The sequence below is a fragment of the Rhodopila sp. genome, from assembly GCF_965277165.1.
In the GTDB taxonomy this organism is placed as follows: domain Bacteria; phylum Pseudomonadota; class Alphaproteobacteria; order Acetobacterales; family Acetobacteraceae; genus Rhodopila.
On the sequence record NZ_CBDICE010000006.1, the window covers coordinates 409,002 to 430,909 of the forward strand.

A 21,908-nucleotide genomic window follows, 5' to 3' on the forward strand; every position below is an offset into this window, starting at 1 on the left:
TTACCCGTGGCGCTTCTTGCGGTCCATCAACTGCAGGATCATCGGCGTGAAGATCAACTGCATCGCCAGCGGCATCTTGCCGCCCGGGCAAACGATGGTGTTGGCCCGCGACATGTAGCTGTCGTGCAGCATCGACAGCAGATACGGCATGTCGATCCCCTTCGGATTGCGGAACCGGATCACCAGCATGCTTTCATCCGCGCTGGGCACGTCGCGGGCGATGAACGGATTGGACGTGTCCACCGTGGGAACCCGCTGAAAGTTCACATGGGTTTCGGCGAATTGCGGGCAGATGTAGTTCACATAGTCCGGCATCCGGCGCAGAATGGTATCGACCACGGCTTCCTGCGTGTAGCCGCGGGCCTGCTTGTCGCGGTGCAGCTTCTGGATCCACTCCAGGTTGATGATCGGCACCACGCCAACCAGCAGGTCGGCATGGCGGGCGATGTTGACGTCGCCATGCACCACGCCGCCGTGCAGGCCTTCGTAAAACAGCATATCGGTGCCCTCGGGGACGTCTTCCCAATCGGTGAACGTGCCCGGGTCTTGCGCGTAGGGGGCTGCCTCCTTGTCGTTGTGCAGGTATTTCCTGGTCTTGCCGGTGCCGGTTTCGCCATAGCTGCGAAACAGCGCCTCCAGCTCCTCGAATAAATTCGATTCTGGTCCAAAATGGCTTACGTGATGATTGCCGTGCTCGCTGGCCGTTTTCATGAAGTTGCGCATTTCGACGCGGTTGTAACGGTGGAACGCGTCGCCCTCGACGATGCTGGCGTTGATGCCCTCGCGGCGAAAGATCTGCGCGAACGTCGTGGTAACCGTCGTTGTCCCGGCGCCCGATGACCCGGTGATCGAAACGATCGGGTGCTTGCGTGACATCAGCCGGCTCTCGTGAACAGCGATCGCACGTTGAACAACGGCGTGGTGAACGCCGGTTCCTCGCCGCGCTCGTGTTCGACGTGATAGGCAATCAGCCGCTCGACCTCGTCGCGCGATCCGAGGATCACCGGGATCATCTGATCCATCGCCTTCGGCTGGATGCCGAGGATAGGTTCGTGCCCGGTGGACGCCGCTCCGCCGGCCTGGTCCACCAGCATCGCCATCGGATTGGCCACGTGCAGCAGCCGCAGCCCGTCCGACTCTCCGGGTGGATCGATCAGCAACCCGCCGCGCAACAGGATACGATGCACCTCGGACACCGAACAGGCGATCCAGCGAAGCGAGAAGTCCTCGCCGCGCGGCCCGGCACTGCCCTCGATGCACTCCTCGACATAACGCCGCACCGGCGCCGGCCAGAGCCGCTGATTCGCGCTATTGATGGCGCATTCGTGCGTCGCCGCCGGGATCTGCATATCGGGATGGGTCAGCGTGTAGGCGCCGATGTCGCGATCCAGGGTGAACCCGTGCACCCCGGCCCCCAGCGTCAGCACGATCATCGCCACCGGACCGTAGATCGCGTAGCCGGCGGCGACCTGTTCGGTGCCCGGCTGGAGAAAATCGGCGGTCGCCGGTTCGGCCACGCCATCGGGGCAGCGCAGCACCGAAAACAGCGTGCCCACCGGGACGTTGACGTCGATATTGTCCGCCCCTTCCAGCGGATCGAACACCAGCAGGCAGCGTCCGCGCGGATACGGCGGCGGGATCTTGTACGGCTCGTACTGCCGCCGTGAGGCCATGCCGCGCAACTGGCCGCCCCATTCACAGGTTTCCCGCATGATCGCATCGGCGATGCCGTCGAGCCTGGACCCCCCGGACCCGCCGGCCGCCGATTTGTCCAGCACGCCGCGTGACACGGCGAGCGAGATCAGTTTGCAGGCGGTCTGGATGTCGTTCAGCAGCGAGGACAGGTCCGGCTGCGTCGCGCCGGACCGGCGCTGATCCTCGATGATGAATTTGGACAGCGTGGTGCGGCTGTACGGCATCGCGCTATGCCTCCAGCTTCTCAGTGAACACCCGGCTGGCGCGGACATCGTCGGCGGTGATGGTCTCCAACGCCGAGCGGTCCAGTGCGCGGCCACGTTCGGCGAAGAGACGGTTGGCCATCCGCAGCCGCGAGCGATCGATTGCATTACGAATCGATCTCGCGTTGCTGAATCGCGGCTGGCGCATCCGCAATGCGATATATTCCCGCAGTGCCGCCGCCCCATCGGTATCGAAACGATAATGCATCGTACCGGCCATGATCTGGGCGATTTGGAACAGTTCTTCGGCGGAATAATCCGGGAAGTCGATGTGATGTGCGATTCGCGAGGCCATCCCCGGATTGCTGCGGAAGAAGGTGTCCATCCGGTCCTTGTAGCCGGCCAGGATGACGACCAGGTCGTCGCGATGATCCTCCATCATCTGCAGCAGGATCTCCACCGCCTCCTGCCCGTAGTCGCGCTCGTTCTCCGGCCGGTACAGATAGTATGCTTCGTCGATGAACAACACGCCGCCCATCGACTTCTTCAGGATTTCCTTTGTCTTCGGCGCGGTATGACCGATGAACTGACCGACCAGGTCGTCGCGCGTCACCGTCACCACGTGGTTGCGGCGGATATACTTCAGCCGGTGCAGCACGTCGGCCATCCGCTTCGCCACCGTGGTCTTGCCGGTGCCGGGATTGCCGGTGAACGACATATGCAGCGACGGCGGGTCGGCCTGGATGCCCATGCCGCGCCGTGCCGCCTCGACCAGCAGCAGCGCCGCGATCTCGCGGATCCGGGTCTTCACCGGCACCAGCCCGACAAGGTCGCTGTCCAGCAGCGCCAGCACCTCGGCGATGTTGGATTGGTCGTAGAGGTCACCCAGGTCGATACGATCCTCGGTGAATGCGACGGTGGTATTCATGACTTGATTCCCCGTCGCCGCCTCACTGTTCGGCGCCGCGGCGATAGCGCCGGCCCGGCGGCCGTTCGGTGGCGTAGCTGCGCAGCGTGTAGTTGACAGTCCGCCCGCGGCCCGCCGCCCGCACCACCTCGAACCCCGGTTCATACTCGGGGCGCTGAACCATGAAGAACATGCGGATGGTCTCGTGGCCCTTCCTGTTGTCGAACGCCAGCACCTTGACGTAATCATCCGGGTGCTCCCGGCGGCAGGCATTGACTTCCATCAGCACACCGGCCGGGTCCTTCAGGTCGAACATCGGCAGCCCCCACATCGTCCAGTAAGCGTTGCGTGGATGCGGATCGTCGGTGTGCTCCACCGCCAGCGCCCAGCCATTGTCCAGCGCATACTCGATCTGCTTGCCGATCTCCTCGTCGGTCAGGTCGGGCAGAAACGAAAATTGCCCTTGCGTGATCTTCATCGCCTGTCTCCCTTGTGGTGTCGCGCATCGGACGCAGCGCGGCAGGTCGGTTTTGGGTCGGATAGCCGGTTCGCGCAGCGGTTCGCGGACGCCCCGCGCCAGGCGCTTTCCGCGGCCGATTTGCTAGGCCGGCGTGGGCGTCGCCACCACATCGACCGTATCGGTCGAGGCAAAGTCGAACGTCACATCCTTCCAGGTATCCAGCGCGGCACGTAGCGGCTGGCACCAGCGCGCCGCCTGGGTCAGGATCTCCGGCCCCTCGTTCCAGATGTCGCGACCTTCGTTGCGCGCCTTGACAATGCTTTCCAGCGCCACCCGGTTGGCCTGCGCACCGGCCTGGATGCCCTGCGGATGACCGATGGTGCCGCCGCCGAACTGCAGGATCACGTCGTCCTTCAGATAGTGCAGCAACTGGTGCATCTGACCGGCGTGGATCCCCCCCGACGCCACCGGCATCATCTTCTTCAGGCTGGCCCAGGGCTGGTCGAAGAAAATCCCGTGCCTGGGATCGGCCGGCACATGGATCTCCCGGCAGGTATCATAGATGCCCGCGACCACGTTCGGATCACCTTCCAGCTTGCCCACCACCGTGCCGGCGTGGATGTGATCCACCCCCGCCATCCGCATCCACTTGGCGATCACCCGAAACGACACCCCGTGGCTCTTTTGCCGCGTGTAGGTGCCATGCCCGGCGCGGTGCAGATGCAGGATCATGTCGTTCTTGCGGCACCATTTCGCCATCGACTGGATCGCGGTGTAGCCGATCACCAGGTCGATCATCACGATCACGCTGCCCAGGTCGCGCGCGAACTCGGCGCGTTCATACATGTCTTCCATCGTCGCGGCGGTGACGTTCAGGTAGGTGCCCTTGACCTCCCCGCTCTCCGCCATCGCCTTGTTCACCCCCTCCATGCAATAGAGGTAGCGATCGCGCCAATGCATGAACGGCTGCGAGTTGATGTTCTCGTCGTCCTTGGTGAAATCCAGTCCGCCCTTCAGCGCCTCGTACACCACCCGCCCATAGTTCCGCCCCGACAGCCCCAGCTTGGGCTTCATCGTCGCCCCCAGCAGCGGGCGGCCGTAGATGTTCAGCCGCTCGCGTTCGGCGACGATGCCGGTCGCCGGCCCCTGGAACGTCTTCAGGTAATGCGGTGAGATCCGCATGTCCTCCAGCCGCAACGCCTTCAGCGCCTTGAAGCCGAACACGTTGCCGATGATCGAGGCGGTCAGGTTGGCGATCGAGCCTTCCTCGAACAAATCGAGGTCGTAGGCGATATAGGCGAAATACTGCTCCGGATTGCCCGGAACCTGATCCACCCGATAGGCCTTGGCTCGGTAATACTCGCTGTCCGTCAGCCGGTCGGTCCACACCACGGTCCAGGTCGCGGTGGACGACTCGCCGGCCACCGCCGCGGCCGCCTCCTCGGGATCGACGCCGTCCTGCGGAGTGATGCGGAACACCGCCAGGATGTCGGTGTCCTTCGGCTCATAGTCCGGCTCCCAGTAACCCATCTGGCGATATTTCAGCACGCCCGACGTGTAGCGTTGCTTCATGTCGGTGATCTTGGTGTCGACTGGACTGTCCAATGGTTCACTCCCCTTACCAATCGTCCATAGGTGGCCCGGTGGACAGTGAAGGAAAAGCAAAATAAATTTGCGGTAATCATAAGGGATCCCTCATGCGCAACGTCACCGTCCGGCAGTTGCAGATCTTCGTCGCCACCGCCGACAGCCTGTCGCTGGCCAGGGTCGCCGAACGGCTGCACCTGACGCCATCGGCGGTGTCGTTCCAGATCAAGCGGATCGAGAGCCAGAGCGGGTTCGCCCTGTTCGAGCGCATCGGCAAGCGCGTCCAGCTCACCGAACCCGGCCAGGTGCTGCTGGGCTACGCCCGCATGGTGCTGCGCTCGCTGCACGATGCCGACGAGGCGATGACCGCGCTGAACGGCGTCAGCGGCGGCCGGATCCGGCTCGGTCTGGTCTCCACCGGGAAATACATCGTGCCGCACATGATCGCCCGGTTTCGTGCCGGCGCCCCGGAGGTGCGGGTGTCGCTGCGCGAGGGCAACCGCAGCGACGTGCTCGCCATGTTGACCGGCGGCGAGGTCGAACTCGCCATCATGGGCCAGCCGCCCGAGGGTGCCGATGTGATCGCCGCCCGCTTCGCGCCGCACCCCTCGGTGATCGTCGCACCGCCTTCGCATCCATTGGCCGAAGGATCGCGGCTCGATCCATCGATTCTGACGCAGGAATGGTTTATTACCCGCGAGGACGGTTCCGGCACCCGTTTGCTGGCCGATGGCTTCTTCCGCAAGGCGGGGTTCCTGCCTCGGATCGCGATGGAGTCCTCCAGCAACGAGATGATCAAGCAGGCGGTCATCGCCGGCATGGGGCTGGCGCTGATCTCGCAGCACACCGTCAGCCTGGAGCTTTCGCTGGGCCTGCTGGTGCCGCTGGCAGTGGACGGATTTCCGCTGATGCGATCGTGGTTCGTGGTGCAGCGGCGCAGCCTGCCGCTGCTGCCGCTGCAGCTTCGGCTGCGCGGCTTTCTGCTGCGCCATGGCCAGGCCATCATCGAGGACATCGTCCGCGCCCAGCCGGCGCTCTCAGCCCCGGCCGAGGCATCCCTTGCGGGCATCCCGTCTGGGTCCCATGTCCATACCATCACGAATACAGAGAGATCGAATGAACGACCTATCGACGATCGGGCGGTTCGGCAGCGGCCGTGATGTGCGCCGCATCGAAGATGCCGGGCTGCTGGCCGGTGGCGGCCATTTCACCGACGATTTCTCGCCCCCGGGGCTGACCCAGCTTGGTTTCTTGCGCTCGCCGCACGCCCATGCGCGGATTGCCTCGATCGATGTCGCCGCCGCGCGCGCCATGCCGGGCGTACTGGCGGTGCTGACCGGGGCCGACCTGGCGGCTGCCGGGGTGCAGCCGCTGCCGCTGGCGCCGATGTTCCAGCGCCCGGACGGCTCGCCCGGGGCCAGCCCGCTGCGCCCCGCCCTGGCGGTCGAATACGTCCGCTTCGTGGGTGAGGCCGTGGTCGCGCTGGTCGGCGAAACCGCAGACCAGGTCAAGGACGCGCTGGAAGCCGTGCTTGTCGAGTATGACGAACGCCCGGTGGTGACCGAACTGGCCGAGGCGACCGCCCGTGACGCGCCGCTGGTCTGGCCGGCGGCCACCGGCAACATCGCCGCGCAGATGAAACATGGCGATGCCGCCGCCTCCGATGCCGCATTCGCCACCGCCGCCCATGTCGTCGCGCTCGACCTGGTCAACCAGCGGCTGGCGCCGACCTCGATGGAACCGCGCTGTGCGCTGGCGAGCTACGATGCCAACGACGACCGTCTGACATTTCGTCTGTCCAGTCAGATGCCATCCGGCGCGCGTGATTCGCTGTGCGCCGCGCTGGGCCTGCCGGCGGAGAAGATCCGCGTCGTGGTCGGCGACGTCGGCGGCGGTTTCGGCATGAAGACCGGCCTCTACCCCGAGGACATCGTCGTCGCCCATGCCGCCCGCCAGGTCGGCCGTCCGGTGAGATGGACGCCCGCGCGGATCGAGGACTTCCTGTCGGCGACGCACGGCCGCGACGTTGAGACCCACGCCGAACTGGCGCTGGACGAAGCGGGCAAGGTGCTGGCCTACCGGGTGCGCTCGTTGGCCAATGTCGGCGCCTACGCCGGCACCACCGGGATCATCATCCAGTTGCTGATCGGTCCCTGGGTGTCCACCAGCATCTACGACATCCGCACCATCGATTTCGACTTCCAGGCGGTGCTGACCCATACCGCGCCGACCGCGGCGTACCGCGGCGCCGGGCGCCCGGAAGCGATCTATCTGATCGAGCGGCTGTTCGATGCAGCCGCCCGCAAGCTGGGCCTCGACCCGGCCGAGATCCGCCGCCGCAACCTGATCGGGCCGGAGCAGATGCCCTACACCAACGCCATGGGCCAGCAATACGATTCCGGCAATTTCGGCTCCATCCTCAGCCAGGCGCTTGGATTGGCGAAGTGGGACGACTTCGCCACCCGCGAGGCAGCGTCGCGCGCGGCCGGCAAGCTGCGCGGCCGCGGCCTGGCATCGTTTCTTGAATGGACCGGCGGCAACGTGTTCGAAGAGCGCGTCACCGTCGCGGTGCGCGGCGACGGCGAGATCGAGGTCTACGCCTCGACCATGCCGATGGGGCAGGGGATCGCTACCTCCTACGCCCAGCTTGTCGTCGATGTGTTCGGGGTGGAGATCGAACGGATCAGGCTGGTGATGGGCGATACCGACCGCGGCCAGGGTTTCGGCAGCGCCGGATCGCGGTCCTTGTTCACCGCCGGATCGGCGATCCATCACGCATCGGAGACCGCGTTGGCGAACGGCCGCGCGCTGGCCGCCGACCAGTTGGAGGCGGCTTCGGTGGATATCGAATACGCCGAGGGCCGCTTCCGCATCGCCGGCACCGACCGCGGCATCGACCTGTTCGACCTGGCCGCCCGCCAGCCCGACAACCGGATCTATGTCGATGCGACCAGCTCGGTGAACGGGCCAAGCTGGCCGAACGCGGCCCACATCGCCGAGGTCGAGGTCGATCCCGAGACCGGCGCGGTCGAGATCGTGTCGTACGCCTCGGTTAACGATGTCGGCCGCGTGGTCAACCCGATGATCGTGCGCGGCCAGTTGGATGGCGGCGCGGTACAGGGCATCGGCCAGGCGCTGGGCGAGCACATGCGCTACGAAACGGAATCGGGGCAGGTGATGACCGCCACCATGATGGACTATTTCATGCCGCGGGCGGACATCATCGGCACAAGCGGCTTCGTCCACCTGCTGGATCAGTCGATCCCGTGCAAGAACAATCCGCTGGGGGTAAAGGGGGTCGGCGAACTCGGCACCATCGGCGCCACCCCGGCGGTGGTCAACGCCGTGGTCGATGCGCTGGTGCGCGCCGGCCACGCCGACGCCGGCCAGCGTCTGCAGATGCCGTTGACGCCGGCGAAAGTCTGGCAGGCGCTGGCGTCATAAGGCCAAATTCCGCCGCGCTATGATCCGAATGGCACCCCCGCCAGGCAACGGCTGGTGCGGATGGTCTGCAGCGTCTGCACCCGGCTGACCGTGGGCGATCCGGTCAGCTTCTGGGTCAACTGATTCTCGTGCGCGGTGTCGCGCGCCACCAGCTTCAGCAGAAAATCGCCGCCGCCGCGGATCATGTGACACTCCCGCACCTCGGTCCAGCCGCCGACCAGTTGTTCGAACGCCGCCAGCACCGTCTCTTTCTGGCTGTCCAGCCCGACGATCGCGAAAAAGGTAATTTCCCAGCCCAGCTTCTGCGCGTCGGTGTCGGCATGATAGCCCAGGATGACGCCAGCCTCTTCCAGCGCCCGCACTCGGCGCAGGCAGGGCGGCGCCGAGATGCCCGCCCGCTTCGACAGATCGACGTTGGTCATCCGGCCATCTTCCTGCAGCGAGGCAAGGATGCGGCGATCGATCGCGTCCAGCGTGATCGGGGTTTCTGAGTGGGATGATTTCATTTATTGTTTGAACAGACGTTTCCCAGGCGCAGGACCAAGCATAGTCTTTAATCTTATTGCGTATTGGCCCTCCCGCAAGCCGAAAAATCGCGTTCCCGGTCTCCGCCGTCCCGTCTCACCGCATCCGGCGGCCCGGCCGGGCAAAATTGGAACCCGCCGGCGGCGGTCATGATTTCGTCTCTTCCCACAGCGTTCCGATGCCGCCACCCTGCGGCCATGAACCCTCTGTTTCGAGGTATCGCCCGCGTGCTGGCAGCGATCGGCCTGCTTGTCCTGTTGGCCGCCGCGCTGGTCGTCGGCGCGGTGTGGCTGACGCTGCCCGGCGCACGCCAGACCGCATCGATCCCCGGCCTGACCGGTCCGGTGGACATCACCTACGACACCGACGGGGTGCCGCGCATCCACGCCGGGTCGGAGCTCGACGCCGCCGCCGCGATCGGCTTCGTTCACGCCCGCGACCGGATGCTCCAGATGGAACTGATGCGCCGCGTCGCCTCGGGGCGGGTGTCGGAGATCGCCGGGGCGGCAACCCTGCCGCTCGATCGGATGATGCGCACGCTGGGGCTGCGCCAGCACGCGGTCGCCGACCTCGCCGCGCTGCCGCCCGACACGCGGGCGATGCTGGATGCCTACGCCAGGGGCGTGAACGCCTGGATCAGGCTGAAGGGCCGCTTCGCCGCCCCCGAGTTTCTGGTGCTGGGGGCGCCGGAACCCTGGCAGCCGTCCGACAGCCTGCTATGGGCCAAGACCATGGGGCTGTGGCTGTCGATGAACTGGCGCCAGGAGTTGGCGCGTCAGGCCCTGGCCGGGCGGGTGCCGGCCGCCCTGCTCGATCAACTGTGGCCGGCCCAGCCCGGCGCGGAGCCGCCGGATGCCGCCAACACGTTGCCCGAGCGGTTCGCCGCCGCGGCGTCGCGGCTGGCAGCGGTGCTGCCGCAGTTTCCAGGCCCCTACACCCTGCCGCCAAGCGCATCGAACGAATGGGCGGTCGATGGCCGCCACACCGCCACCGGCGCGCCCTTGCTGGCCGGCGATCCGCACCTGGCGTTCAGCTTCCCCGGCATCTGGTACCTGGTGCGGGTGGACACGCCGAACCGCGTGCTGGCTGGAGCCACCGCTCCCGGCGTGCCGTTCCTGGTGCTTGGCCATAACGCCAAGATTGCCTGGACCTTCACCACCACCGGTGCCGACGTGCAGGACATCTTCATCGAGACCCCAGCCGGGCCCAACGAGTATCAGACCCCGACCGGCCCGCAACCGTTCACGGTGCGGGAGGAACGCATCAAGGTCCGTGGCCGCCCCGATCAGGTGCTGACGGTGCGCGAGACCCGCCACGGCCCGGTGATCAGCGACCTCGATCGCGCCGACGGTCCGATCATGGCGGTGGCGATGGGCAACCTCGCCCCGAATGATACCGCGGCCTCGGGCCTGCTGGCGTTGAACCGAGCGACGACGGTGGGCCAGGCGCAGGCGGCGGCGAAGGAGATCAGTTCGCCGGTGCAAAACCTGCTGGTCGCCGACGCCAAGACGATCGGCCTGTTCGTCACCGGACGGGTGCCGATCCGCAAGGCCGGCGACGGGGCCGCTCCGGTGCCCGGGGACGGATCGCACGACTGGATCGGCTGGGCCGCGGGCGATCAGTTGCCGCACGAGACGGCGCCCGCCAGCGGCCGCCTGGTGAACGCCAACGAACCGGTCTGGCCGCCCGGATTTCCCATCTTCATGGGCCGCGACACGTTCGGCGATTGGCGCGCCCGGCGGATCCGCGAATTGCTGAAGCAATCGGACCGTCACACCGCCGCCGACTTCGCCGCCATGCAGGCCGACGTCCGCGACGATTTCGCTGCCCAGGTCCTGCCGGTGCTGCTTGCGGTGCCGGGCACCACCGGCACGGCGGCAAAGGCGCTGGACCTGCTGCGCGGCTGGGACGCATCAGCGGTGATGGACAGCCCCGCCCCGCTGATCTTCAACGCCTGGATCGACGCGTTCCATGCCGCCGTGCTGCGCCATGCCGGCCTGGATCACGGGATCGGCGCGCCGGTCACGGATTTTGTCGCCTCGGTGCTGGCGCCGGGGGGCGAACACTGGTGCGGCGGCGATTGCCGGCCGATGCTGCGCGACTCGCTGGTCGCGGCGGTCAAGCGTCTGGCCGCGCGGTTCGGCGACGATCCCGCCGCGTGGCGCTGGGGCGTGGCGCACCAGGCGATCTTCGCCAACCCCATCCTGCGCGCGATTCCGCTGCTCGGGCCGTTCACCACCATCAGCCTGCCCAGCCCGGGCGACGACAGCACGCTGGATCGCGGCGGCACCAACGCGGCCTTGCAGTCCGTGCACGGCGCGGCCTACCGCGGCGTGTATGACTTGGCCGACCTCGATCGCAGCCTGTTCATGATCACCCCCGGTCAGTCCGGCAACCCGTTCAGCGCCCACGCCAGGGATTTTGCCATTCGCTGGCGAGACGGTGCTACCATCACCCTCGGGCCGACAGCCTCCAGCGTCTCCGGCACGGTCCGATTGAACCCATGAGGGTGTCGCCATGAGCTATGCCAACCCGCCACTGGACGACCACTTCCTGACCAGCGGGGTGCTGGGCCGCCGCTGCCTGGCGTGGCTGTTCGACATCTTCCTGATCGCTGTGCTGGTCTGGGTGCTGTGGTGGATCCTGATGATGTTCGGCGTGCTGACCCTGGGGCTTGGCTTCGGCGCCGTCACCATCCTGCCGGTGGTGCCGTTCTGCTACCATTTCCTGTCGCTGCTGGGGTCGTCCACGGCGACGCCGGGACAGCAGATGACCGGACTGACGGTGCGCCGCGATTACGACCTGGGACCGCCGATGCCGATGCAGGCGCTGATCTCGGTGCTGGCGTTCTACCTGACGCTGGCGACCTCCGGCGTGCTGCTGGTGGTGGCGCTGGTGACCCGCCGACACCGCACCTTGCACGACCTGGTCAGCGGGCTGGTCGTGGTACGCGTGGCAGCGATGCGGACGTTGACCGAAACCGGTGGAAGCTGGAACATGCCGGGGGGAACGTTCGCCTCATGAGCCTGTACAAACCGCCGCGCCGCCCGCAATTCTTCTACACCACCGCCCCGTTGCCCTGCCCGTACCTGGCGGGTCGCATCGAGCGTAAGGTGGTCACAGAGATCATCGGGCCGGACGCCGAGGCACTGCACGACCGGCTGTCGCGCGCCGGCTTCCGTCGCAGCCACAATATCGCCTACGCCCCGGTCTGCCCGTCCTGCCAGGCCTGCGTGCCGATCCGCATCCCGGTCGACGCCTTCCAGCCCGACCGCACGCTGCGCAAGATTGCCAAGGCCAACGCCGCGCTGGAAGGATTCCGTGCCCCGTCGCGCGCCACCGCCGAACAGTTCCAACTGTTCCAGCGATACCAGCAGGCGCGCCACGGCAACGGCGACATGGCCAGCATGAGCTTCTACGACTATCGCGCGATGGTCGAAGACACGCCGATCGAAACCTTCATCATCGAGTTCCGCGACGACCAGGACCGTCTGCTCAGCGCCTGCCTCGGCGACAAATTGGCCGACGGCCTGTCCGCGGTTTACAGCTTCTTCGCCCCAGGGCTGGAAAAGCGCTCGCTGGGCACCTACGCCATCCTGTGGCTGATCGAACGCGCCCGGGCGCTGCGGCTGCCCTACGTGTATCTCGGCTATTGGGTGCCCGAAAGCCGCAAGATGGCCTACAAGGCTCGGTTCCGCCCCAGCGAGGTGCTGGTGAACGGAACCTGGCGGATGCTGACCGAGGCCGAGGCGGCCAATGGCGCAGCTGGCGATTCCGCCGCCGAGACGGCGATGGTGTCGGAACCGGTGGATTGATCGCCAGCACCGTCGGGCCTGACCGGCGCATGTCCGACCCACCCCAGTCCGACCAACCCCAGTCCGACCCACCCCAGCCCGACCAACCCCAGTCCGACCCACCAAAATCCGATCCGGCCTGGCTGTCCTGGGGGCGCGAAATCCAGGCGATCGCGCAGACCGGCCTGGCGTTCAGCAAGGATCCCTACGACCTCGACCGCTTTGCCACGCTGCGCCGCCTCGCCGTGCGGATCATGGCCGAACACACCGGCGCCGAGCTCGGGCGGATCGAAACCCTGTTCGACGCGGAAGCCGGTTACGCCACGCCAAAGGTCGGTGTGCGCGCGGCCGTGTTCGATGCCTCAGGCCGCATCCTGATGGTGCGCGAGACCGCCGACGACCACCGCTGGACACTGCCCGGTGGATGGGCCGAGACCAATCAGACTCCGGCCCAGTCGGTGACCCGGGAGGTGTTCGAGGAATCCGGCTACCACGTCCGCCCGGTGAAGCTCGCCGCGGTGTGGGATCGCGCCCGCCAGGCGCAGCCGCCGACGCTGTTTTCGGTGGTGCGGATGTTCTTCGTCTGCGCGCTGCAAGGCGGATCGGCAACCACCAGCCTGGAAACCAGCGAAATCGGCTGGTTCGCCGAAGCCGACGTGCCGGCCGAGCTGTCGCTGCGGCGCACCCTGCCAAGTCAGATCAGTCGGATGTTCGCGCATTGGCGAGACCCCGGCCTGGCCACCGAGTTCGACTGAATCGGGATCGCGCGTTCGTGTCATCCAGGCGGTATCGAATTGCCGCAGCCATTGCGTTGTCTCCCAGTGCCACCAATCGCGGGGAGAACCAAAATGGCGGACCACGTCTATAAGCTTGTCGAACTCGTCGGCTCTTCCGAGGAAAGCGTCAGCAAGGCAATCGACAGCGCCATCGCCAAGGCCGCGGTCACCCTGAGGCATCTCGGCTGGTTCGAGGTATGCCAGGTGCGTGGTCACATCGAGGATGGCAAGGTCGCGCAATACCAGGTGACGATCAAAGCCGGCTTCAGGCTGGAAGACGAATAACCCGGGCGTCGGCCCAGTTCTGCATGCAGCGCTGCCGCCGGCTTGGCGAACGGCGGGGCCGCCCAAGACCGGCGTCAGGGCTGCCCGCCCGGCGTTCAGACCACGCCGAAGTCGATAAGATTGCGCACCGGAGCGCCGGACTTTAGCATTGCGAAACCCTCGTTGATCTGGTCCAGCTTGACGTGGCCCGAGATCAGCGTGTCCAGCTTCAAGCGCCCTTGCCGCCACAGTTCCAGTAGCCGGGGCATATCAACGCGGAACCGGTTGCCGCCCATGCTGGTGCCCTGGATCTTGCGGTCGCGCAGGAAGTCGGCGCCGTGCAGCTCGATCTTGGTGCCCAGCGGGATCATGCCGATGATGGTTGCGACCCCGCCGGGCCGCAGCATCGAGAACGATTGCTCCGCGGTGGCCTTCAATCCGATCGCCTCGAAGGAATACGGCACGCCCTTACCCTCGGTCATGTCCTTGACCGCGGCGACCACATCGACGTTCGACGCGTTGATCGTCTCGGTGGCGCCCATCTCGCGGGCTTTCTCAAGCTTCGAGGCGTTGGTATCAATTGCAATGATCCGTGATGCGCCTGCCAGCGCCGCGCCGTTCACCGCCGACAGTCCGATCCCGCCGCAGCCGATCACCGCGACCGTGCTGCCGGGTTCTACCTTGGCGGCGTTGAACACCGCGCCGACGCCGGTCATCACGCCACAGCCGACCAGGGCGGCGCGATCCAGCGGGATCTCCGGGTTGATCTTCACCACCGCATGTTCGTGCACCAGCATCTGTTCGGCGAACACCGACAACTGGAACGCCTGGTTCAGCACCTGGCCTTTCCATTTCAGCCGGCGGGCGACGCCGGGCAGCAGCTTGACCTCGGGGTTGTCGCACAGGTTGGTGTGCCCGGTGGTGCATTGCTCGCACTCGCCGCAGAACACCGACAGGCAGGTGATGACGTGGTCGCCGGGCTTGACGTAGGTGACGTCCTCACCCACCGCCTCGACCACGGCGGCGCCTTCATGCCCCAGCACCGCCGGAGCCGGGAACGGGTAGAGGCCCTCCATGAAGTGCAGGTCGGAATGGCAGAGGCCCGCATAGGCGGTGCGCAGCAGGATCTCGCGCCGCTTCGGCTTCTCGATTTCGACGTCCTCGATTGTCAGGGGCTGGTGGGCTGCGTGAAAAATCGCCGCTTTCATTGGTATTCCCTCCGGTTCTTGGTTGGGTGGGCAACGCCGGTTCGTTGGGCCCGAAATCCGCGCCCACCACGATGGCGGGAACAACGATGGGCTGACCGATTGATCTCCATCCGTCGCGTCGGATGGCATCGGTCATTCACCTTCTCTTGGCATCCATCTTACACTGGCGGCAAAAGGCCGCGGGATGCGGCGCCGCGCGAGGCGACGCCGCATCGGGATGGGCGTTACGGCTTGGTGCCGGGGGCACTGCCGGCCGGCATCGTGCTGCTGGGCATGGTGCTGTTCGGCATCGTGCTGTTGGGCATTGTGCTGGGCATGGTGCTGTTTGGCATCGTGCTGTTCGGCATGGTGCTGTTATGCATCATCCCCGATCCGCTGGGGGCCATCGCACCGCTCGATGGCGCCATCATCGCGCCGGAGCCGCCGACGCCGCCATAGGTCTGACCCTGCTGCGCCGCCTGATAGCTTTGCTCGTTCAGCCGATCGACCTCGGCGTTTTGTGACGTGTCGGAGCGGCCGTGCATCATGGCGTGCGAGTGACCCATCGCCGAATGATGCATCTTGTGACCCTCCATTGCAGCGGCGTGGCCCGGGCTGGCCGGTGCCGCGGTGCTATCGGCCGGGGCGGTGGAGGCAGGCGCAGTGGTCTGCGCCAGCGCCGGCACGGCCGCCAGCATTGCAACGGTGCACACCGCCTGTAGCAAACGGGTTTTAAGCATTATGATCTCCTTATTGGCATTCGGGAGGTTGAAGACGTACTCCGCCACAACGATCCAGGTGCTGGCCCAACGCGTCGCCAACCGATCACTTCCGGTTGCGCGCGCCAGATTGCTCGAAATAGCGTCTTTTTGTCAATCGCTTGCAGGAAAGCGAAACGGCAACCACAAGATCTCACGATTTTGATACCACTGGCCTGCCTTTCAGCGTCGCGAGGGCCGCGCCGGATGCAAGCCGCACTGTCCAAACCAGGTCAGAAAGGAATATCGGCAGTCTCGCCGCACCCGCCCGGCTGGCATAAACCTCGTGTCATCGTGTCTTCGTGTTGATACCAAAAGCGCGCGAACCGCAACCCTGAACCGGCGTGGTCACACCCACCCGCAAGCCCGTCACCCCCCCCCGCGCCAGTCCAGAAATCAGCGGAAACATCGGGACCAATCATGCCAACCCGTCTCCGAACGACCGTATTTAACCGGCCGCACGCTTCAGCTTCCTCACGGGCGTAACGGCAACTGGCGGAGTGACATCATCGGGATTCTCCAACGCCTGCAGCAACGTCTTTCGCAACTGCTTCAACTTTCTCTCGTTCTCGATCTTCAGCCCGAATACATCCTTGACATAGAACACGTCCACCGCGCGCACGCCGTAGGTCGTCACGTGCGCCGAGGCGATCTGCAAACCCTGGCCGCTGATCGCAGCCGTGACGTCGTGCAGCAGCCCCGGGCGGTCGCGGCCGTTCACCTCCAGCACGGTGTGGGTATTCGACGCGCGGTTATCGACCACCACGCGCGGCGGCACGTGGATCGCCTGCATGCGCCGACCCAGCACGATCTTGGAGACGCGGCGGATCTCGGTCGCCAGCCGCAGCCGCCCCGACAGCGCCTGTTCGATCAGCACCGACAGCCGAGCCAGTCGATGCGGCGCATCGAAGGTGCCCCCGGCGGTGTCCTGGATCCAGAACGTATCGAGCGCCATGCCATTGGTCATGGTGTGGATGCGCGCATCCACGATCGAGGCGCCGGCCACCGCCAGCGCACCCGAAATCTTGCTGAACAGCCCGGCGTAGTCGGCGCAGTACACCGTCACCTCGGTCACCGCGCGCGCCGGCAGCGGTTGGGTATCGACCGTCAACGGCGCGTTGCGATGCTCCGCGTCACGCATCAACCGGGCATGGCGGGCATGGGTCTCCGGATCGAACGACAGCCAGTAGCCGGCGTAGCCGAGGGCGGCGAAATGCTCGATTTCCTGTTCGCTCCAGCCGTCCAGCAACGCACCCGCGGCCTGCTTGGCGCGCGACACCCGAACGTCGCGTTCGGTGGTGGCCAGGCCGCCGGCCAGCACCTCGGCGACACGGCCGTAGAGCTCGCGCAGCAGCGTCGCCTTCCAGCCGTTCCACACCTTGCTCGACACCGCGCGCATGTCGGCCACGGTGACGATCAGCAGCAGCCGCAGCCGTTCGGGGGACTGGATGGTGTCGGCCAGGTCCAGGATGGTCTTCGGATCGTCGATGTCGCGCTTGAACGCGGTGGCGCTCATCAGCAGGTGATGCAGCACCAGCCAGGAGACGGTCTCGGTCTCCTCGTCGGTCAGCCCCAGCGCCGGACCGACCTGCAGCGCGACGTCCGCCCCCAGCGCCGAGTGGTCGCCGCCGCGTCCCTTGGCGATGTCGTGCAGCAGCATTGCCAAATAGAGCGAACGCCGCGACTGAACGTTCTCAACCAGTTCCGAGGCGATCGGAGCGACCTCCGCCAACTCGCCCCGCTCCAGCGTGTTCAGGATGCGCACCGCCTCGATGGTATGCTCATCGACGGTGAAAATATGGTAGGTGTCGAACTGCATCTGGCCGACGATGCGCGCCCAGTCGGGCAGGTAGCGGCCGAAGAACCCTGTCTCGTTCAGGATGCCAAGCCAGTGCGCGCCGTCGGGGTCGTGGCCGCCCGGGCGATGGCGATCAGGCTCCTTGCCGCACAGCAGGTCCATGAAGATCGCCGCCGCCTTGCGGTCGCCGCGCAGCGACACCGCTCGGCGTTCGTTCTGGATGAACGACCGCAGCGCCAGCGGATGCAGCTCCAGCCCGCGATCGCGCGCGATCTGCAGGATGCGCAGCATCTGGATCGGTTCGGCGTCGAAGTCGCGTCCCGCGATCGGCAGCAACTGACCCTCCGCCAGCACGAACCCGGCCGCCAGCAGGGCGTCATCGGTCTCGGCCTCCAGCGCCGGCGGCCCCAGCGCCGAACGCAGGATCGCCGGCTCCAGGATGCGGGTCAGCCGGGCGATCTCGCGCGCGGTCAGGAAGTAGTGACGCATGAAACGTTCCACGCCGTCCTGGCGGCCGTGCCTTGTGTAGCCCAGTCGCGCGCCGATCACCGGCTGCAGGTCGAAGGTCAGGCGCTCCTCGGCGCGGCCGGCGACGTAGTGCAGATGGAACCGCACGGTCCACAGGAACTCCCACGCCCGCCTGCCGTGGCGCGCTTCCTGCTGGGTCAGGATGCCGCCCAGATCGGCGAGCTCGCCCATGGTCTGGGTATCGAACATGTAGCGCGCGATCCAATACAGCGTCTGCAGGTCGCGCAGGCCGCCGCGGCCTTCCTTGACGTTGGGCTCGACCACGAACGGGCTGTCACCGTAGCGGCGGTGCCGCACCGCGCGTTCGGCCTGCTTGGCGGCGATGTAGTCGGCCGCCCCATTCTGCTTGCAGGCGGCCCGGAAACGCCGGTGAAAATCACCGAACAACGCCTTGTCGCCGGTCAGGTAGCGGGCATCCAGCAGCGCCGTGCAAATCGTCGTGTCCTTGCCGCCTTCGGTCAGGCAATCGCCGATCGAGCGAGTCGCATGACCGACCTTCAGGCCAAGATCCCAAAGAAAATACAACATGTATTCGACCACCCGAAGAGTTTGCGGCGCCGGGTGCTCTTCGGTCAGGAACAGCAGGTCGATGTCGCTGAACGGGGCCAGCACACCGCGACCGTAGCCACCGGTCGCGGCGATGCTCAGGTTCTCGAACCCGCCCAGGTCGGCCTTGGTCGTGGTGTGCTCGAACAGCGCCGCCACCACGCCGTCGATCAGCGCGCCCAGCAGCCGGGCCGCCTGCAGGCCGGTGATCTGCTCGTGCTCGAAGGCGTGCTGCACATACGATTGAATGCGCGCCAGATGGCGCCGGAACGCGCCGACGGCGGCATCGCGCGACACCGAACCGGTTTCGTCGGCAATGCCGGCCAGGGCGTCCGACAGCAGCGACGCCGCGGCCTCCGGAGCGCGCGGCAAGGGGATCGGGGTTAACATCGTGGTGATCGTACTATCTGGGACCTTCAGCGCAACCCGGCAACAGCATCTTGAGCCGATAAAGCGCCTCGAGTGCTTGTTTTGGTGACAAATCGTCAGGGTTTATTGCCCAAACCGCGTCATGCAGCGGGTCGACTTCGTTCACCGCCGCCACCGGGTCGGGTTGCTCCGCGGTCGCGGCGAACAGCGGCAACGCTTGCAGCGAGGCGCTTCTGCCAAGCGGGCCGCCATGGCGTTCCAGTGCCGCCATCAGCGCCGCCGCCCGCCGCACCACCGGGTGCGGCACGCCGGCGAGTTCGGCGACATGCACCCCCCACGACCGGCCGGCCGCGCCTTCCGCCACCTCGTGCAGGAAAACCACGCTGCGCTTCCATTCCTTGACCCGCATGGTGTGCGGCCGCAACCGAGGCAGCCGGTCGGCCAGTTCGGCCAGTTCATGGAAGTGGGTGGCGAAAATGGTGCGGCAGCGGATCGCCGAGTGCAGGCTCTCCAGCACCGCCCAGGCGATCGCCAGGCCGTCCAGCGTCGCGGTGCCACGGCCGATCTCGTCGACGACGACCAGCGATTTCGGGCCGGCCTGGTGCAGGATCGCCGCGGTTTCGATCATCTCCACCATGAAGGTGGAACGCCCGCGAGCCAGATCGTCGGCGGCGCCCACCCGGCTGAACAGCCGGTCCACGATGCCCATAACGGCCGCCTCGGCGGGCAGCGGCAGGCCGGCCTGGGCCAAAATCACGAACAGCGCGTTCTGCCGCAGGAAGGTGGATTTGCCCGCCATGTTCGGGCCGGTCAGCAGCATCACCCGCTGTTCGGGGGACAGGTCGCAGCGGTTCGGCACGAAGCCGGCCTGCCCGCCCACAGCGGCTTCGACCACGGGATGCCGGCCGGCCTCGATGCGGAAGTCTTCCGCATCGGTCAGCACCGGCCGCACCCAGGTCCCGCCTTGGGCCAGCCGGGCGGCGGACTGCGCCGCATCCAGTTCAGCCAGCGCCGCGGCACAGCCCGCGATCCGTTCGGCCTGACCCAGTACCGCGCCAACCAGATGGCCGAATACCAGGCGTTCGCGGCCGGCCGCGCGCTCGCCAGCCTCGCGGATTCGCTGATCCAGCTCCGACAGTTCCGCCGTGGTGAACCGCGCCCCGTTCGCCATCCCCTGGCGCAAGGTCAGTTCGGCGAAACCGCGCAGCTTCTCCACCGCGACCGCCGGCGCCTCGATGATGTAGCCAAGCTGCGCGTGATGCCTGATCTTGAGGCTGGCGACGCCGAAGCGCTGGGCAAAATCGAGCTGCAGCCCGGCGATCACCCGCCGGCTTTCGTCGCGCAGCGTCCGGTGCGCGTCGAGTTCGGCGTCGAACCCGGCGCGGATCGCGGCGCCATCGTCCAGCCGCGCCGGCACCGGGTCGGCCAGGGCTCGCGCCAGCTCGTCGGGCAGAGCCCGCGCCAGCCCGTCGGGCAGAGCCCGCGCCAACCCGTCGGGCAGAGCCCGCGCCAGCCCGATATCTGCCAGCCCCGTAACGGCCAACCCCGTAACGGCCAGCCCTTTATCGGCGGGCACTGCATCGGTGGGCAGCGCCGACCTCACGCGGGCCAGCGCCTTCGGCAGCGGCGGGACAAGGATCCCGGCGATCGCCGAGGCGGCGTTCAGCCCGTCGCGTATCGCCGCCAGGTCGCGCGGCGTGCCGCGGTCGAGCGACAGGCGTCCCAGCGCGCGCGCCATATCCGGAGCACCGCGCAGGATCGCCCGCAACCGCTCGGTCGCTTCGAAATCGGCCACACACCAGCCCCAGGCATCCTGACGCTCGGCGATCGCCGCGCGGTCGGTCAGCGGCGCCGACAGCCACGCCGCCAGCAGACGCGCACCCGCGGCGGTCACGCTGTGCCGCACCGCGGCTAGAAGCGTGTGCTCGGTGCCGCCGTCCCTTGAGCGCAGAATTTCCAGGCTGGAGCGGGTGGCCGCATCCATCAGCAGCACACCGGTCTGGCCCTGCGGTTCGGGGCGGCCAAGCCGGGGCAGGGCACCGGACTGGGTGGTGCGGATGTAGTCCACCGCCAGCGCCGCCGCCACCGCCTCGGCGTCGCTGAAACCGCCATAGGCGTCCAGGCTGGCGGTGCCGAACGTCTCGGCCAGCCGGCGGCGGGCTACCAGCGGCGGCGACGCCAGCGGCGCCGGGGAGCGCAACGCCGAACGCTCGCCGAGCTCGAGCGTGTCGGGGGCCAGCAGTTCCACCGGTTCCAGCCGGCCCAGCAGCGCCGGAAGTTCCGCCGTTGCCAGCGCGGCGGTTTCAAACAGCCCGGTCGAGACATCGACCCAGGCGGCGCCCAGTCCGGCACGGCCGCCGGCACTGTCGAAGGCCAGCGCCAGCAGCAGGTTCGGCCGCCCCGCCTCCAGCAGCGACTCCTCGGTGATCGTGCCCGGGGTGATGATGCGCACCACCTCGCGCCGGATCGGCAGCTTGCCACCGCGGATCTTGGGATCGCGCGCCTTGGGGTCCTCGGTCTGCTCGACGATGGCAACGCGAAAGCCGCGCCGGATCAGCCGCGCCAGATAGACCTCGGAGGCATGGTGCGGCACCCCGCACATCGGGATCGGCGAGCCGGCGTGCTCGCCGCGGTGCGACAGCGCGATATCCAGCGCGGCGGCGGCGGCCTCGGCGTCGGCGAAGAACAGCTCGTAGAAGTCGCCCATGCGGAAGAACAGCAGGGCATCGGGGTGATCGGCCTTGGCGGCGAACCATTGCGCCATCGCCGGCGTCGCCCCGGCGCCCGAGGGCACCCCGCCGCCCGAAGCCACCCCGCCGGCGGCATCGGCGGGCGGGTCCGCGCTTGCGCCAAAGCCTGTCTGGGGGTCTCCACGTGCGGCGCGGTCCTGGGCGCCCCGCGGACGCTCTAGCGGATTGTTCTGTCGCATGGTTCACGCGCGCCGAACGGTCCGCCCGCGGCCATGCGCCTGTCCCCGCCAGATGCTTCACTTGCCACCATCATGCGCGCCCCGATCATGCCCACTCTGATCCTGCCCGCCCCCATCGTGCCCGCCCCCATCGTGCCC

General features: G+C 67.0%; 17 protein-coding genes. 7 read left to right on the forward strand and 10 right to left on the reverse strand.

Going from position 1 to position 21,908, the window contains the following annotated elements; genetic code table 11:
- The 5 genes from ACQY4Y_RS13515 to ACQY4Y_RS13535 form a co-directional block, all read right to left on the reverse strand.
- The gene (locus tag ACQY4Y_RS13515; RefSeq protein WP_428491133.1) at positions 1 to 876 is read right to left on the reverse strand and encodes a phosphoribulokinase; all 876 of its coding nucleotides are present in this window, start codon (positions 874 to 876) and stop codon (positions 1 to 3) included.
- On the reverse strand, positions 876 to 1,919 hold the full coding sequence (locus ACQY4Y_RS13520; protein WP_428491134.1) for a class 1 fructose-bisphosphatase: 1,044 nt from the start codon (positions 1,917 to 1,919) through the stop codon (positions 876 to 878). The genes ACQY4Y_RS13515 and ACQY4Y_RS13520 overlap by 1 nt, the downstream gene beginning before the upstream one ends.
- Positions 1,920 to 1,923: 4 nt before the next feature.
- Positions 1,924 to 2,826 (reverse strand): CbbX protein, encoded by a 903-nt coding sequence (gene cbbX, locus ACQY4Y_RS13525; protein WP_428491135.1) that lies wholly within the window; start codon positions 2,824 to 2,826, stop codon positions 1,924 to 1,926.
- A gap of 22 nt (positions 2,827 to 2,848) precedes the next feature.
- Positions 2,849 to 3,283, reverse strand: a complete 435-nt coding sequence (locus ACQY4Y_RS13530) for a ribulose bisphosphate carboxylase small subunit (protein WP_428491136.1) — start codon at positions 3,281 to 3,283, stop codon at positions 2,849 to 2,851.
- A gap of 123 nt (positions 3,284 to 3,406) precedes the next feature.
- Positions 3,407 to 4,870 (reverse strand): form I ribulose bisphosphate carboxylase large subunit, encoded by a 1,464-nt coding sequence (locus ACQY4Y_RS13535; RefSeq protein ID WP_428491137.1) that lies wholly within the window; start codon positions 4,868 to 4,870, stop codon positions 3,407 to 3,409.
- A 92-nt stretch (positions 4,871 to 4,962) separates the two neighbouring features.
- Here ACQY4Y_RS13535 and ACQY4Y_RS13540 point away from each other — a divergent pair, with 92 nt between their 5' ends.
- Both ACQY4Y_RS13540 and ACQY4Y_RS13545 read left to right on the forward strand, forming a co-directional pair.
- On the forward strand, positions 4,963 to 6,012 hold the full coding sequence (locus tag ACQY4Y_RS13540; RefSeq protein WP_428491138.1) for a LysR family transcriptional regulator: 1,050 nt from the start codon (positions 4,963 to 4,965) through the stop codon (positions 6,010 to 6,012).
- On the forward strand, positions 5,969 to 8,296 hold the full coding sequence (locus ACQY4Y_RS13545; protein ID WP_428491139.1) for a xanthine dehydrogenase family protein molybdopterin-binding subunit: 2,328 nt from the start codon (positions 5,969 to 5,971) through the stop codon (positions 8,294 to 8,296). Before ACQY4Y_RS13540 ends, ACQY4Y_RS13545 begins: the two co-directional genes overlap by 44 nt.
- 17 nt (positions 8,297 to 8,313) lie before the next feature.
- Here ACQY4Y_RS13545 and ACQY4Y_RS13550 read toward each other — a convergent pair whose 3' ends face one another.
- Positions 8,314 to 8,802 (reverse strand): Lrp/AsnC family transcriptional regulator, encoded by a 489-nt coding sequence (locus ACQY4Y_RS13550; RefSeq protein WP_428491140.1) that lies wholly within the window; start codon positions 8,800 to 8,802, stop codon positions 8,314 to 8,316.
- Between the two features lie 216 nt (positions 8,803 to 9,018).
- Between ACQY4Y_RS13550 and ACQY4Y_RS13555 the strand changes: the two genes are divergently transcribed.
- The 5 genes from ACQY4Y_RS13555 (at position 9,019) to ACQY4Y_RS13575 (ending at position 13,676) form a co-directional block, all read left to right on the forward strand.
- A complete protein-coding gene (locus ACQY4Y_RS13555) occupies positions 9,019 to 11,328 on the forward strand; it encodes a penicillin acylase family protein (protein ID WP_428491141.1) in 2,310 nt (769 codons plus the stop codon).
- Between the two features lie 10 nt (positions 11,329 to 11,338).
- Positions 11,339 to 11,845, forward strand: a complete 507-nt coding sequence (locus ACQY4Y_RS13560) for an RDD family protein (RefSeq protein ID WP_428491142.1) — start codon at positions 11,339 to 11,341, stop codon at positions 11,843 to 11,845.
- On the forward strand, positions 11,842 to 12,636 hold the full coding sequence (locus ACQY4Y_RS13565) for an arginyltransferase (RefSeq protein WP_428491143.1): 795 nt from the start codon (positions 11,842 to 11,844) through the stop codon (positions 12,634 to 12,636). The genes ACQY4Y_RS13560 and ACQY4Y_RS13565 overlap by 4 nt, the downstream gene beginning before the upstream one ends.
- A gap of 29 nt (positions 12,637 to 12,665) precedes the next feature.
- Positions 12,666 to 13,370 (forward strand): NUDIX hydrolase, encoded by a 705-nt coding sequence (locus ACQY4Y_RS13570; RefSeq protein WP_428491144.1) that lies wholly within the window; start codon positions 12,666 to 12,668, stop codon positions 13,368 to 13,370.
- A gap of 93 nt (positions 13,371 to 13,463) precedes the next feature.
- On the forward strand, positions 13,464 to 13,676 hold the full coding sequence (locus tag ACQY4Y_RS13575; protein ID WP_428491145.1) for a dodecin: 213 nt from the start codon (positions 13,464 to 13,466) through the stop codon (positions 13,674 to 13,676).
- A 95-nt stretch (positions 13,677 to 13,771) separates the two neighbouring features.
- On the opposite strand, the gene ACQY4Y_RS13580 is transcribed toward ACQY4Y_RS13575, so the two are convergent.
- From ACQY4Y_RS13580 to mutS, 4 genes are all read right to left on the reverse strand, one after another.
- On the reverse strand, positions 13,772 to 14,863 hold the full coding sequence (locus ACQY4Y_RS13580) for a Zn-dependent alcohol dehydrogenase (RefSeq protein WP_428491146.1): 1,092 nt from the start codon (positions 14,861 to 14,863) through the stop codon (positions 13,772 to 13,774).
- A gap of 224 nt (positions 14,864 to 15,087) precedes the next feature.
- Positions 15,088 to 15,582 (reverse strand): hypothetical protein, encoded by a 495-nt coding sequence (locus ACQY4Y_RS13585; protein ID WP_428491147.1) that lies wholly within the window; start codon positions 15,580 to 15,582, stop codon positions 15,088 to 15,090.
- 466 nt (positions 15,583 to 16,048) lie between these two features.
- Positions 16,049 to 18,862, reverse strand: coding sequence for a [protein-PII] uridylyltransferase (locus tag ACQY4Y_RS13590; RefSeq protein WP_428491148.1), 2,814 nt, complete (start codon positions 18,860 to 18,862; stop codon positions 16,049 to 16,051).
- Between the two features lie 13 nt (positions 18,863 to 18,875).
- Complete coding sequence (gene mutS / locus ACQY4Y_RS13595; RefSeq protein ID WP_428493638.1) at positions 18,876 to 21,605, reverse strand: DNA mismatch repair protein MutS; 2,730 nt, start codon at positions 21,603 to 21,605, stop codon at positions 18,876 to 18,878.
- Positions 21,606 to 21,908 lie beyond the last annotated feature (303 nt).

Coding starts and splice junctions, on each gene's coding strand:
- ACQY4Y_RS13580 (WP_428491146.1), bottom strand. CDS start 14,863: ATGAAAGCGGCGATTTTTCACGCAGCCCACCAGCCCCTGACAATCGAG.
- ACQY4Y_RS13575 (WP_428491145.1), top strand. CDS start 13,464: ATGGCGGACCACGTCTATAAGCTTGTCGAACTCGTCGGCTCTTCCGAG.
- ACQY4Y_RS13545 (WP_428491139.1), top strand. CDS start 5,969: ATGAACGACCTATCGACGATCGGGCGGTTCGGCAGCGGCCGTGATGTG.
- mutS (WP_428493638.1), bottom strand. CDS start 21,605: ATGGCGCAATGGTTCGCCGCCAAGGCCGATCACCCCGATGCCCTGCTG.
- ACQY4Y_RS13530 (WP_428491136.1), bottom strand. CDS start 3,283: ATGAAGATCACGCAAGGGCAATTTTCGTTTCTGCCCGACCTGACCGAC.
- ACQY4Y_RS13560 (WP_428491142.1), top strand. CDS start 11,339: ATGAGCTATGCCAACCCGCCACTGGACGACCACTTCCTGACCAGCGGG.
- ACQY4Y_RS13555 (WP_428491141.1), top strand. CDS start 9,019: ATGAACCCTCTGTTTCGAGGTATCGCCCGCGTGCTGGCAGCGATCGGC.
- ACQY4Y_RS13585 (WP_428491147.1), bottom strand. CDS start 15,582: ATGCTTAAAACCCGTTTGCTACAGGCGGTGTGCACCGTTGCAATGCTG.
- ACQY4Y_RS13590 (WP_428491148.1), bottom strand. CDS start 18,862: ATGTTAACCCCGATCCCCTTGCCGCGCGCTCCGGAGGCCGCGGCGTCG.
- ACQY4Y_RS13570 (WP_428491144.1), top strand. CDS start 12,666: ATGTCCGACCCACCCCAGTCCGACCAACCCCAGTCCGACCCACCCCAG.
- ACQY4Y_RS13515 (WP_428491133.1), bottom strand. CDS start 876: ATGTCACGCAAGCACCCGATCGTTTCGATCACCGGGTCATCGGGCGCC.
- cbbX (WP_428491135.1), bottom strand. CDS start 2,826: ATGAATACCACCGTCGCATTCACCGAGGATCGTATCGACCTGGGTGAC.
- ACQY4Y_RS13565 (WP_428491143.1), top strand. CDS start 11,842: ATGAGCCTGTACAAACCGCCGCGCCGCCCGCAATTCTTCTACACCACC.
- ACQY4Y_RS13550 (WP_428491140.1), bottom strand. CDS start 8,802: ATGAAATCATCCCACTCAGAAACCCCGATCACGCTGGACGCGATCGAT.
- ACQY4Y_RS13540 (WP_428491138.1), top strand. CDS start 4,963: ATGCGCAACGTCACCGTCCGGCAGTTGCAGATCTTCGTCGCCACCGCC.
- ACQY4Y_RS13520 (WP_428491134.1), bottom strand. CDS start 1,919: ATGCCGTACAGCCGCACCACGCTGTCCAAATTCATCATCGAGGATCAG.